We start from the raw sequence: 11,960 nt of genomic DNA on the forward strand, positions 1-11,960 counted from the left end.
AGTCAATCGGAGGTTCTTCATGCGCACCCAATCCTTCTTACCGGCGCTGTCGGCGCTGGCCATTTCGACCGCTTTCCTGTTCGCATCGCCGGCCCTGGCAGCCATGGAAAAGTTCAAGGCGACACTAGACGGCAGCCAGCAGAGCCCGCCCGTCACCACGAAGGGTAAGGGCACGGCCACTTTCACCTTCGACACGACCAAGAAGAAGCTCAACTGGAACGTCAAATATTCCGGCCTCAGCGGACCGGCGACGGCCGCGCATATCCATGGCCCTGCGGCGATGGGTGAAAACGCCGACCCTGTCATCCCGTTCAAAAAACTCAAGAGCCCGATCAAGGGGTCGGAGACGCTCACTGATGCCCAGGCGGCTGACCTTGAGGCCGGCAAGTATTACGTCAACGTCCACACCAAAGCGAACCCGAATGGGGAGGTCCGCGGCCAGATCGAGAAGGCGAAGTAGCTGACCGTTGAAGGTTGGCGGGACAGCGCCCCCTCTGTCCTGCCGGACATCTCCCCCTCCAGGGGGAGATCGAATGTACTTCGGGTTTCGCCAATCGCCAGTGTTGGAAGAAGGGCGAGACGACGAAACTGCCAATCTCCCCCCTTGAGGGGGAGATGCCCGGCAGGGCAGAGGGGACGTGAAGAAACTCGACTTGCCCCGGTCGGCTCTCAAACCTTGTCGCGGATCTGGGTCATCGTCCGGGTCGGGGTGATCGCTTCGGGGTCGAGCCGGATCTCGACGATCGCCGGCTTGCCGCTGGCGCGGGCGCGTTCGAAGGCCGGGGCGAAGTCCGCCGTCTTCTCGACCGTTTCGCCATGGCCGCCATAGGCGCGGGCGAGAGCCGCGAAATCGGGGTTCTTGAGGTCGGTGGCCACCACGCGGCCGGGATATTCGCGCTCCTGATGCATGCGGATGGTGCCGTAGATGCCGTTGTTGACGACGACGACGACGATCGGCAGGTCGTATTGCACGGCAGTGGCGAATTCCTGCCCGTTCATCAGGAAGCAGCCGTCGCCGGCGAAAGCGACCACGGTGCGCTCTGGAAACAGCTCTTTGGCGGCGACTGCCGCAGGCGTGCCATAGCCCATCGAGCCTGACGTCGGCGCACCTTGAGTGGCGAAGCGGCGGAAGCGATGGAAGCGATGCACCCAGGTGGCGTAATTGCCTGCGCCGTTGGTGAGAATGGCGTCGTCGGGCAACATCTTTTCGAGATAGTTCATGATCGGGCCCATCTGGACCGGGCCGGGGCCGCTTTCGGGTGGTGTCGACCAGTCGAGATAGGCGGCATGCAGCTTTGGCGTCTCGGCTGCCCAGACGAGTGCGGAGGCCGGCTTGCGTTTGGCGAAAGCGTCGACGAAGGCGGACGGCGAGGCGTTGATCGCCAATGCCGGCCTGTAAACGCGGCCGAGCTCGCCGGAATCGGCATGGACATGGACCAGTGTCTGGGCCGGGTAGGGGCTTTTCAGCAGCGTGTAGTCCGAGGAGGGCATTTCGCCCATGCGGCCGCCGATCAGCAGCACGAGGTCGGCCTGCTTGATCGCTGTGGCCAGCTTCGGGTTGATGCCTATGCCGACATCGCCGGCATAGTTCGGATGCAGATGATCGAACAGCATCTGGCGGCGGAAGGAACAGCCGACCGGCAGCGACCAGGCCTCGGCGATCGCGCGCATTTGTGCAACCGCCTCGGCGTCCCAGCGCGTGCCGCCAAGGATGACGAAAGGCCGCTTGGACTTGGCCAGCAATTTCTCAAGCGCATCGAGTTCGGCTTCCCCGGGCCGCGTTTCGACCGGTGTGTGCGGCAAGGCGACGGGCGCTTCAACGACACTGGTCAGCATGTCTTCGGGCAGCGAGATCACCACTGGGCCGGGACGGCCCGATGTCGCCACGGCGAAGGCGCGGGTGACGAATTCTGGGATGCGCGAGGCGTCGTCGATCTCGACTACCCATTTGGCGATGTCGCCGAAGAACCTCTTGTAATCCACCTCCTGGAAAGCCTCGCGCTCTTTGGCGTGGCCGGCGACCTGGCCGATGAACAGGATGACGGGTATCGAATCCTGCATGGCGATGTGGATGCCGGCCGAGGCATTGGTGGCGCCGGGGCCGCGGGTGACGAAGCAGATGCCGGGCTTGCCGGTCAGGCGGCCGTGGCAATCGGCCATCATGGCGGCACCGCCTTCCTGGCGGCAGACGATGGTGCGGATCGCTGAATCGTGCAGCGCGTCGAGCACCGCCAGATAGGATTCACCGGGCACGCAGTAGATGCGGTCGGTGCCGTTGGCTTCGAGAGCGTCGACGATGAGTTGTCCGCCGGTCTTCATTGTCCAGACTTCTCCAGTTCGGCAAGGATTTCTTGCGTGTGCTCGCCCAGGCGCGGCGAGGGGCGCTCATAGACCAGCGGCGTGCCCGACATCACCATCGGCGCGCGCACCGAAGGCAGAAGATTGCCATGGCCGTCGTCCAGGTCGAGCCGCATGCCGCGCGCGATCGTCTGCGGGTCGGCGAACATCTGGCCGATCGTGTTGATCGGGCTCGCCGGCACGCTGGCCGCTTCGAGCTTTGCCAGCAGCGGATCGCGATCAAAAACCTTCAGCGCCTCGACCATGCGTTCGCGCAACTTGGCCCGGTTGGCGACCCGGGCGGGATTGGTGGCGAAGTCGGGATTGGTCGGCAGATCGTCCAGCCCGACGGCAGCGCAGAATTTGGCGAACTGGCCGTCATTGCCCACCGCAAGGATGATGTGCCCATCCCGGACCGGCACCACCTCGTAGGGGGCGATGTTCATATGCGCATTGCCCATCTGCACCGGCGATTTGCCGGAGACGAGATAGTTCAAATTCTGGTTGCCGAGCGCCGAGATCTGGGTGTCGAAAAGCGCCATGTCGACATGCTGGCCGTCGCCGGTCTGCTCGGCATGGCGCAGTGCTGCCTGGATGGCGATGACCGAATAAAGGCCGGTGAAGATGTCGGAGATGGCGACGCCGGCTTTTTGCGGCTCGCGGCCGACCTCGCCGGTGATCGACATCATGCCGGCCATGGCCTGGATGATAAAGTCGTAGCCGGCGCGCGGTGCGTACGGACCGTCCTGGCCGAAGCCGGTGATCGAGCAGTAGACGAGGCGCGGGTTGATCTTGCGCAGGCTGTCATAGTCGAGGCCGTATTTCTTCAGGCCGCCGAGCTTGAAGTTCTCGATCAGCACGTCCGAAGTGGCGACCAGCCGGCGCACCGTCTCGGCGCCTTCCGGGGTCGAGAAATCGATGGCGATGGAGCGCTTGCCGCGATTGCAGGAATGGTAATAGGCGGCCGACAGGTTCTCGCCGTCCTTGCCCATGACGAAGGGCGGGCCCCATTTGCGGGTGTCGTCGCCGCCATCGGGGCTCTCGACCTTGATGACATCGGCGCCGAGATCGGCAAGCAACTGCCCGGCCCATGGCCCGGCAAGGATGCGGGCGAGTTCGACGACGCGGACGCCTTTCAGCGGGGGCTCAGCCATGGATCACCGTGGTTGCCGCAATCACTGCGATTGCTGCGAAAGCAGAGCCTCTATCAAGCCCTGCAACGGCTGTCACGGCTCTTGCAATGGGCCAATCCGTCACGCTTTGAGGACTTCGTCGGCCCAGGCGGCGAAATCATCCATGATAATGTCGCGATTCACCTCCTTCAGGCTTTCGTGGCGGGTGTCGGCGTAAACCTTTGAAACCAGATTCGAAAAGCCCATCTTGCGCATGCGATTGGCAAGATGGGTGATCCCTTTGCCATAGTCGGAAGCCGGATCCTTCTCGCCGCCGACGATGCTGACGGGCAGGTCGCGCCGGATACCGGCAAAGCCGGCATCCTTGCCACCGTTCAGCGCCATACCGACGACGTCGCGCCACATCGACACCGAAGCGTCCCAACCGCACAAGGGATCGGCAATGTATTTCGCCACTTCCGCTTCGTCGCGCGACAGCCAGTCGAACACTGTGCGGTGATTGGGCACCGCCTTGCCCCAGGCCTGGAAGGTGAGTTTCGGCAGCAGGCGCGATGGCACGTCGGAGCCGAGCCGCATCCGTTCCCAGGCAAGGATGCCGAGCGCAAGCTGCCCAAGCGGGCCTTGGGAGAAATTGCCGTTCCAGATTGCTGCCGCGTGAACGCGTGGCGAGTGGCGCAACAGGTAGTTCAGCGCCACCGACGCACCCATCGAATGGCCAAACAGGATGACCGGTCTGTTCGGCCGTTCGCGGGCGATGAGATCATGGATGACGTCGACGTCGGCGATCACCTTGGCGGCACCGTCCCTGTCGGCGAACCTGCCGAGCGGAGCGTCGGACGCCTTGGTCGCGCCGTGGCCGCGATGATCGTGGACATAGACGTCGAAACCGCGCGAGCCAAGAAAATCGGCAAAGCGGGCATAGCGCGCTGCGTGCTCGGCTAGCCCGTGATTGATCTGGACGACGGCGCGTGCCCGGCCATCGGCCTGCCTGACGAAAAGATTGAGCTCGGCACCGGTCGGCGAGGCAACCACGCGCTGCTGGCTGAATGACATGCCGCCTGGTCCCGCCCTTGCTTTTGTCGTCGTTGGCTTTGTTTGCGCCGGCCCACATTATGCGTCAATCCGGCAAACCCGCTTTTCGCGACGATGTTTCTTGCGTTCGGTCAGCAAAATATCGCAATTCTGACATGGAGACAGCTTCAGTCTGTCGCCCACTTCTTCAGCCGGGGATTCTCCATGCGCATCGGTGTCGTTTTCGGATTGGCCATGTTGGCGGCGTCGCTGGCCGGGGCCGCGCATGCCGATGTGAAGATGAGCGGCAGCTTCGTCGCCGACGCCGCCTGTCCGGCGACGCAAGCGATCAAGAACGGCAAGAACCCCGGCAATGTCTCGACCGATGCCGGGCAGAGCTATCAATTGCTTGCCGGCAACAAGGATACGCCGACGCATTATCTCATCCTGGTGCCGGGCGCCGATCCGGAGCGCCGCTGGGTGAAGGTCAGCTGCGGCCATGTTTCCGGCAGCAGCGCGGCGACCGTGCCGGCCGCGCCTGACGGGCAAGGCAAGCCGGCGGCATCGGGGAAGCCCGAATACGTCTTCGCGCTGAGCTGGCAGCCGGCGTTTTGCGAGACAAAGTCGAACAAGACCGAATGCAGGGCACAAAGTGCCGGCGATTTCGACGCCACGCATTTCACCTTGCACGGCCTGTGGCCGCAGCCGAATGGCAATTTCTATTGCCAGGCGACGGCGAGCGACAAGGCCAACGACAATCCGGCCCACTGGAAAGACCTGCCGCCGGTCAATCTTGACGCCAACACCCGCACGGAACTCGATCAGGTGATGCCTGGAACGGCCTCCCATCTCGAACGGCATGAATGGATCAAGCACGGCACCTGCTACGGCAAGAGCCAGCAGGACTATTTCTCCGACGCGCTGAATTTGATGCGCGCGGTGAACAGTTCGCCGGTGCGCGATCTCTTTGCCAAGAACATCGGCGGCAAGCTGACGGCCGACCAGATCCGCGGCGCTTTCGATACTGCCTTCGGGGCGGGAGCAGGGGACCGCGTGCGCGTTTCCTGCGTCATCGATCCGTCGAGCGGCAGGCGGCTGATCGGCGAACTGACCCTCGGCCTCGCCGGCCCGATCGGCCCGAACAGCGCGCTCAAGGACCTGCTGCTGGCTTCGGTGCCGACCAACAAGGCAGGCTGCCCGACCGGCACCGTCGACGCTATCGGGTTCCAGTAAGGGCTGCTGAACAGCCCCCAGACTGCACGAGCAGCGGTCCACACTTGTCCGTGTGATTGGCCTGATCTGGCAAAAGCGATTGCCGTTCGCCGCCGCATCGCCTACATAGCGGCCAACCTCCATTCAATTCGACAAATCCAGTCGGTTTTTCAGGGAAGCGCGCGTGGCACGCCAGTTCATCTATCACATGGCCGGCCTCAACAAGGCCTATGGCACCAAGAAGGTGCTCGAGAATGTCCATCTCTCCTTCTATCCGGACGCCAAGATCGGCATCCTCGGCCCCAACGGTTCGGGCAAGTCGACGATCCTCAAGATCATGGCCGGGCTCGACAAGGAGTGGAACGGCGAAGCGTGGCTCGCCGAAGGCGCCACTGTCGGCTACCTGGCGCAGGAGCCGGCGCTCGATCCGGACAAGACCGTGTTCGAAAACATCATGGAAGGCGTCGCCGCCAAGACCGCCATCATCGAGCGCTACAACGAATTGATGATGAACTATTCCGACGAGACGGCCGACGAGTCGGCCAAGCTCCAGGACGAGATGGATCGGCTGAACCTGTGGGACCTCGAACAGCAGGTCGAGATGGCGATGGAAGCGCTGGGCTGCCCGCCCAAGGATTCGGAAGTCACCAAGCTTTCGGGCGGCGAGCGCCGCCGCGTCGCGCTCTGCCAGTTGCTGCTGCGCCAGCCCGACCTTCTGCTGCTCGACGAACCGACCAACCATCTCGACGCCGAAACCACGGCGTGGCTGGAAAAGCATCTGCGCGCCTATCCGGGCGCCGTGATGATCATCACCCACGATCGCTACTTCCTCGACAATGTCACCGGCTGGATCCTCGAACTCGATCGCGGCCGCGGCATTCCCTATGAGGGCAACTACACCAAGTACCTCGAAGCCAAGGCCAAGCGCCTCAAGCAGGAAGGCCGCGAGGACGATGCACGCCAGCGCGCCATCGGCCGCGAGCGCGAGTGGATCCAGTCGAGCCCGAAGGCCCGCCAGACCAAATCCAAGGCGCGTATCCAGGCCTTCCAGGATCTTTTGGATGCAGCCGACAAGCGGCGTCCGAGCGACACGCAGATCGTCATTCCGCATGGCGAGCGGCTCGGCAATGTGGTCATCGAGGCGGAAGGCCTGTCGAAGGGCTTTGGCGATACGCTGCTCATCGACGGCTTGGAATTCAAGCTGCCGCCGGGCGGCATCGTCGGCGTCATCGGCCCGAACGGCGCCGGCAAGACGACGCTGTTTCGCATGATCACCGGCCAGGAAAAGCCGGATGCGGGTTCTGTGCGCGTCGGCGAAACGGTGAAGCTCGGCTATGTCGACCAGAGCCGCGATGCTCTCGATCCGTCGAAGACGGTGTGGGAAGAGATTTCCGGCGGCGCAGAAGTGGTCAAGCTCGGCAAGTTCGAGGCCAACACGCGCGCCTATTGCGCGTCGTTCAACTTCCGTGGCGGCGACCAGCAGCAGAAGGTCGGCAACCTCTCCGGCGGCCAGCGCAACCGCGTGCATTTGGCCAAGATGTTGAAGACCGGCGGCAATGTGCTGCTGCTCGACGAACCGACCAACGATCTCGACACCGAAACGCTGGCCGCGCTCGAAGACGCGCTGGAAAATTTCGGTGGCTGCGCGGTCATCATCTCCCACGATCGCATGTTCCTCGACCGCCTGGCGACGCACATCCTCGCCTTCGAGGGCGACAGCCATGTCGAATGGTTCGAGGGCAATTTCGAGGATTACGAGCAGGACAAGATCCGCCGCCTCGGGCCGGATGCCGTCAACCCGCACCGCATGACCTACAAGAGGCTGACGCGGTAGGGGGGGTTCCGGGCGGCGATCTCAACCGGCATGAGGAGCTCAAATGGCTGATTGGTCCGCCGCCCAATATCTGAAATTTGAAGACGAGCGCACGCGGCCCGCGCGGGATCTTGTGGCGCAGGTGCCCGTCGACTTTCCACGCCGGGTCGTCGACATCGGCTGCGGGCCTGGCAACTCGACCGAACTGCTTGTCGGGCGCTGGCCGGATGCCGGGGTGAGCGGCTTCGACACTTCGCCCGACATGATCGAGAAGGCGCGGGCTCGCTTGCCCGAGGTCACCTTTGATCTGGCCGATGCCTCCAAATGGCAGCCGGCGGAGTCGGTCGACGTGATTTTTGCCAATGCGGTGTTCCAGTGGCTGCCCGAGCATCCCGCAGTCTTCCAGCGGCTGATGGGTTTCCTCGCGCCAGGCGGCGCGCTGGCCGTCCAGATGCCCGACAATATGGGCGAAGACTCGCACCGCCTGATGCGCGAGACCGCCGCCGAAATGCCGTTTGCCGAAAAGTTCAAGGGCGCGGCACGCGGGCCGTTGCCGCCGGTGTCGTCCTACTATGACCTCCTGTCGCCGCACAGTGATCGGCTGGATATCTGGCATACCATCTACAACCACCCGCTTGCCGATGCGCAGGCGATCGTCGAATGGGTGAAGTCGACGGGCCTGAAGCCGTTCCTCGATCCGCTGGATTCCGACGAACGGGCGATGTTCCTCGAAAGCTACACGGCCAAGATCGCCAAGGCCTATCCGAAAACGGCTAGCGGTAAGGTGCTTTTGCGCTTTCCACGCATCTTCATCGTTGCCAAGCGGGCCTGATTATCCATGTTGCACGAGGACCAGTCCGGCCTAAACCTTTGGTTTAAGCCGGCGTAAACCGACGCGGTGAGAAAACTGTTGCGCCGGAGCGTTCCGGCGCCCACATGAAGCCCGCAACGCCTGCGGATGGGACGGACTGGATATATGCATCGCGTCATCATCAGCGGCATCGGCGTTGAAATTCCCGAACCCACAATCACCAATGAAGAGCTGGTGGCCAGCTTCAATGCCTGGGTCGACGCGGAGAATGCGCGCCGCCTGGGCACCGACGAGCCGCCGCTGGCGAAATCGGATAGCGACTTCATCGTCCACGCTTCGGGTGTGCGCACCCGTCATGTGATCGAGCGCGAAGGCATTCTCGATCCGACCCGCATGTCGCCGCGCATTCCGGCTCGGCCCGACGATGCGCTGTCGCTCGAAGCCGAGTTCGGCATCGCCTCGGCGAAGAAGGCTCTCGAGCATGCGGGGCTACAGCCGTCGGATATAGACCTGGTGATCTGCTCGGCCTCGCATCACCAGCGGCCCTATCCGGCGATCGCCATCGAAATGCAGGAGGCGCTGGGCACCAAGGGCGCAGGCTTCGACATGGGGCTCGGCTGTTCTTCGGCGGCGGCGGCCTTGCACATCGCCGTCAATTTGGTGCGGTCCGGCGCGCACAAGCGCATTCTGGTGACGACGCCCGAGATCATCACCGGCCATCTCAATTTCCGCGACCGGCAGACGCATTTCATTTTCGGCGACGCTTCGGTGTCGATGGTGGTCGAAGGCCTGGCCAAGGGCGACAAGCGGCCGGGGCGCTTCGAGGTGCTCGACACGCGCATCTGGACGCAGATGTCGAACAACATCCGCACCAATCTGGGCTACCATACCCGCACCGCCCAGGATGATCCTTACATGATCAATCTGGAAGGCAATCTGATCAAGCAGGTCGGCAACAAGGTGTTCAAGGAAGTCACCGTCGCCGGGCAGAAATTCATCGTCGAATTCCTCGCCGAGCACGGGCTGACGCCGCAGGCGATCAGGCGCTTCTGGCTGCATCAGGCCAATGCGCGGATGAATGCGATGATCCTGAAGCTGTCGTTCGGCCACGAGGTCGATCACGACCGCGCGCCAATGGTGCTGGAGCGGCTGGGCAACACGGCGGGCGCCGGGGCCATCGTCGCGCTGTCGGAGAACCACGCCGATATGAAGCCGGGCGATTTCGGTCTGATCTGCGCCTTCGGCGCGGGCTATTCGATCGGCGGCGCGCTGCTGAGAATGCTTTGAGGCTGCCGCGTCATGCTGGTGCGAACGGCACCAGCATCGGAACGCGCGCGGCATAGTCGTCATAGGCGCTGCCCAGTTCCCCGCGCAGGAAATTTTCTTCCAGCCTGGCTTTCGTCACGATGCCGATGATGAGCAGCGCGGTTCCGGCTATGCCCCAGACGGTGCCCTTGGCCGCCATGGTGGCGAGGATCGCCAGCAGCAATCCGGTGTAGATCGGATGCCGGACAAGGCCATACGGGCCGGTGTTGACGACACGGTGCCCGGCCTTGGCGGTGATGGTGCCCGACCACAGCCTGCCGAGATGCAGGCGCGCCCACCAGGCAAAGGCGATGCCGATGGCGATCAGGGCGACACAGATCCAGGCTTCGGGGAGATCAGGCATCCACAGCCTGAGCCGGCCTTCATAGCCGTGCGCCGGAATGAACAGCAGCACCGCGCCGGCTACCCAGAGACCCCGATAGCGGGCCTCCGCCTTGAACCCGGCGCGCTTCTGGGCAGGGTCGGACCACAAAGCGGCGACGGCCCAGCTTCCTGCCCAGATCAACCAAAGCAACGTGATTGCCGTCACAGGTCGCATTGATCAGCCTCCGCAAACCGTCTGGACGTCACTATGAAACCGGCACCGCGCGCCGGCAATGCGGTGCGAGATCGATGACAGGTAAGAAAAGCGTGATCGCGATCCTATCGGTGCTGTTGATCGGACGATCAGCACTTTCGACTGGACGCCGCGAAGCGCGCCCGGCTAATTCGCTGGATGACGAATAGAAAGAACGCCATGCCGGATCTCTTCCCCGAGGCTGAAAAGCCGGTTGAAATCATCGCCGCGCGAAAGCTTGCCGCCAGGGCGGCAGCGCTTTACGTGGCGTCGGCGGATCATTTTCAGACGCGCCCGGTGGACGAATTGCGGCTGGGTTTCGACGGCATATCAGGCGATTTCCATGCTGGACCGACGCGGCGCTCGGGCGGGCGCGAGCCCTGGTATCCGCGCGGCACTGAAATGCGCAACGAGCGGCAATTGTCCATCGTGGCAGCGGACGAGCTGGCGGTTGTCGCCGAGCGCATGGGCCTGGCCGAGATCAAGCCGGAATGGATCGGCGCCAATCTGGTGATGGAAGGGGTGCCGAACCTCTCCATGCTGCCGTCCGGCACGCTGCTGTTCTTCAAGGGCGGCGTGACAGTCAAGGTCGACGCGCAGAATGGCCCGTGCCGCATCGCCGGCCGGTCGATCGCCGAAAACGCCGGAATGGCCGACGTCGAAGCCGGCGCGCTGCTGTTCCCGAAAGCGGCGAAGCGGCTGCGCGGCATTGTCGCCTGGGTAGAGAAGCCAGGCACGGTTAGGGCAGGCGAAGAGATATCGCTGCGCGTGCCGGAGCAGTGGATTTATCAAGCCTGAGGGCCGGCTACGCCGCCCATGGAGCGGCGCAGCAAAAGCGCTGGACTTCAGCCCTTGCGGTTCTTCTTCACGCCTTGCGCCATGATGGAAACGTCGTCCCACTTCTCCCAGGTGGCAATGCGGTTGGCGTATTCCTGCTTGATCATCGGCAGGCCGCCATCGCCGAAGAATACCCGCAGCGGCGGCTCGGCGGCGTCGACAATGGCCAGCATGGCCGGCCCGGTGGCGTCTGGATCGCCGGCGACCGAATTGGCGCGGCGCTCGGCCATCTTGGCACGGGCGGGCGCATAGGCCTCGATCGGCTGGGACACCTTGGCCGACGGCCCGGCCCAGTCGGTGGAGAAACCGCCCGGCTCGACCAGCGTCACATGGATGCCGAATTCCGCGACCTCGATGCTGAGCGACTGGCTGAAGGCCTCCAGCGCCCATTTCGAGGCGTGGTAGAGGCCGAGCGAGGCAAAGGCATTGACGCCGCCGATCGACGAGATCTGGATGATGTGGCCGGAACGCTGTGCCCGCATGATCGGCAGTGCGGCCTGAGTGACCCACAGAGCGCCGAAGACATTGGTTTCGATCTGGTCGCGAGCTTCCTGTTCGCTGACCTCCTCGATGGCGCCGAAATGGCCGTAGCCGGCATTGTTGATGACGACGTCGAGCCGGCCAAAACGCTTGTGCGCCTCGGCGACAGCGGCATCGACGGCTTTCTTGTCGGTGACGTCGAGCTTTATCGCGGCAACCCTGTCGCCGTATTTCTCGACGAGATCGGCGAGCGTGCCGGCATCGCGGGCGGTGGCCGCGACGCTGTCGCCACGCGCGAGTGCGGCCTCGGCCCAGACGCGGCCAAAGCCTTTCGACGATCCGGTGATGAACCAAACCTTGTTTGTCATGATCTTGGAGTCCTTGCCCCTGCGGGCGTGATTTTGGATGAAAGCGGAGGCTTCTCCGCTTTCGGGCATATACGGT

Annotated in this window: 11 protein-coding genes; 6 read left to right on the forward strand and 5 right to left on the reverse strand. The window is 63.5% G+C overall.

Going from position 1 to position 11,960, the window contains the following annotated elements:
- The first annotated feature begins 19 nt into the window (after positions 1–19).
- Positions 20–460, forward strand: a complete 441-nt coding sequence (locus RPF88_RS03705) for a CHRD domain-containing protein (RefSeq protein ID WP_013530918.1) — start codon at positions 20–22, stop codon at positions 458–460.
- Between the two features lie 209 nt (positions 461–669).
- Here the strand turns inward: RPF88_RS03705 and RPF88_RS03710 are convergent, their stop codons facing one another.
- The 3 genes from RPF88_RS03710 to RPF88_RS03720 form a co-directional block, all read right to left on the reverse strand.
- Positions 670–2,319, reverse strand: a complete 1,650-nt coding sequence (locus RPF88_RS03710; RefSeq protein WP_337121717.1) for a thiamine pyrophosphate-binding protein — start codon at positions 2,317–2,319, stop codon at positions 670–672.
- Positions 2,316–3,491 (reverse strand): CaiB/BaiF CoA transferase family protein, encoded by a 1,176-nt coding sequence (locus RPF88_RS03715; protein WP_337121718.1) that lies wholly within the window; start codon positions 3,489–3,491, stop codon positions 2,316–2,318. Before RPF88_RS03715 ends, RPF88_RS03710 begins: the two co-directional genes overlap by 4 nt.
- Before the next feature lie 99 nt (positions 3,492–3,590).
- On the reverse strand, positions 3,591–4,523 hold the full coding sequence (locus RPF88_RS03720; protein WP_337121719.1) for an alpha/beta hydrolase: 933 nt from the start codon (positions 4,521–4,523) through the stop codon (positions 3,591–3,593).
- Between the two features lie 183 nt (positions 4,524–4,706).
- On the opposite strand from RPF88_RS03720, the gene RPF88_RS03725 reads away from it, so the two are divergent.
- From RPF88_RS03725 to RPF88_RS03740, 4 genes are all read left to right on the forward strand, one after another.
- Positions 4,707–5,714, forward strand: coding sequence for a ribonuclease T(2) (locus tag RPF88_RS03725; RefSeq protein WP_013530922.1), 1,008 nt, complete (start codon positions 4,707–4,709; stop codon positions 5,712–5,714).
- A 163-nt stretch (positions 5,715–5,877) separates the two neighbouring features.
- Positions 5,878–7,527, forward strand: a complete 1,650-nt coding sequence (ettA, locus tag RPF88_RS03730) for an energy-dependent translational throttle protein EttA (protein ID WP_013530923.1) — start codon at positions 5,878–5,880, stop codon at positions 7,525–7,527.
- A gap of 43 nt (positions 7,528–7,570) precedes the next feature.
- Positions 7,571–8,338, forward strand: a complete 768-nt coding sequence (gene tam / locus RPF88_RS03735; protein ID WP_337121720.1) for a trans-aconitate 2-methyltransferase — start codon at positions 7,571–7,573, stop codon at positions 8,336–8,338.
- 144 nt (positions 8,339–8,482) lie between these two features.
- Positions 8,483–9,604, forward strand: a complete 1,122-nt coding sequence (locus RPF88_RS03740) for a beta-ketoacyl-ACP synthase III (protein WP_013530925.1) — start codon at positions 8,483–8,485, stop codon at positions 9,602–9,604.
- A gap of 10 nt (positions 9,605–9,614) precedes the next feature.
- Here RPF88_RS03740 and RPF88_RS03745 read toward each other — a convergent pair whose 3' ends face one another.
- Positions 9,615–10,181, reverse strand: coding sequence for a methyltransferase family protein (locus RPF88_RS03745; RefSeq protein WP_064993838.1), 567 nt, complete (start codon positions 10,179–10,181; stop codon positions 9,615–9,617).
- 198 nt (positions 10,182–10,379) lie between these two features.
- On the opposite strand from RPF88_RS03745, the gene RPF88_RS03750 reads away from it, so the two are divergent.
- A complete protein-coding gene (locus RPF88_RS03750; protein WP_013530927.1) occupies positions 10,380–10,997 on the forward strand; it encodes an MOSC domain-containing protein in 618 nt (205 codons plus the stop codon).
- A gap of 47 nt (positions 10,998–11,044) precedes the next feature.
- On the opposite strand, the gene RPF88_RS03755 is transcribed toward RPF88_RS03750, so the two are convergent.
- Entirely contained in the window at positions 11,045–11,884 is an 840-nt protein-coding gene (locus tag RPF88_RS03755) for an SDR family oxidoreductase (RefSeq protein WP_013530928.1), read from the reverse strand.
- Between the last annotated feature and the right edge of the window lie 76 nt (positions 11,885–11,960).

The sequence above is a fragment of the Mesorhizobium sp. ISC11 genome, assembly GCF_037162595.1.
GTDB classification, from domain to species: domain Bacteria; phylum Pseudomonadota; class Alphaproteobacteria; order Rhizobiales; family Rhizobiaceae; genus Mesorhizobium; species Mesorhizobium ciceri.

Excerpts from the sequence above, each read along its gene's own strand:
- RPF88_RS03710 (WP_337121717.1), bottom strand. The coding sequence starts at position 2,319 with ATGAAGACCGGCGGACAACTCATCGTCGACGCTCTCGAAGCCAACGGC.
- RPF88_RS03750 (WP_013530927.1), top strand. The coding sequence starts at position 10,380 with ATGCCGGATCTCTTCCCCGAGGCTGAAAAGCCGGTTGAAATCATCGCC.
- RPF88_RS03720 (WP_337121719.1), bottom strand. The coding sequence starts at position 4,523 with ATGTCATTCAGCCAGCAGCGCGTGGTTGCCTCGCCGACCGGTGCCGAG.
- tam (WP_337121720.1), top strand. The coding sequence starts at position 7,571 with ATGGCTGATTGGTCCGCCGCCCAATATCTGAAATTTGAAGACGAGCGC.
- RPF88_RS03755 (WP_013530928.1), bottom strand. The coding sequence starts at position 11,884 with ATGACAAACAAGGTTTGGTTCATCACCGGATCGTCGAAAGGCTTTGGC.
- RPF88_RS03745 (WP_064993838.1), bottom strand. The coding sequence starts at position 10,181 with ATGCGACCTGTGACGGCAATCACGTTGCTTTGGTTGATCTGGGCAGGA.
- RPF88_RS03715 (WP_337121718.1), bottom strand. The coding sequence starts at position 3,491 with ATGGCTGAGCCCCCGCTGAAAGGCGTCCGCGTCGTCGAACTCGCCCGC.
- RPF88_RS03740 (WP_013530925.1), top strand. The coding sequence starts at position 8,483 with ATGCATCGCGTCATCATCAGCGGCATCGGCGTTGAAATTCCCGAACCC.
- RPF88_RS03725 (WP_013530922.1), top strand. The coding sequence starts at position 4,707 with ATGCGCATCGGTGTCGTTTTCGGATTGGCCATGTTGGCGGCGTCGCTG.
- RPF88_RS03705 (WP_013530918.1), top strand. The coding sequence starts at position 20 with ATGCGCACCCAATCCTTCTTACCGGCGCTGTCGGCGCTGGCCATTTCG.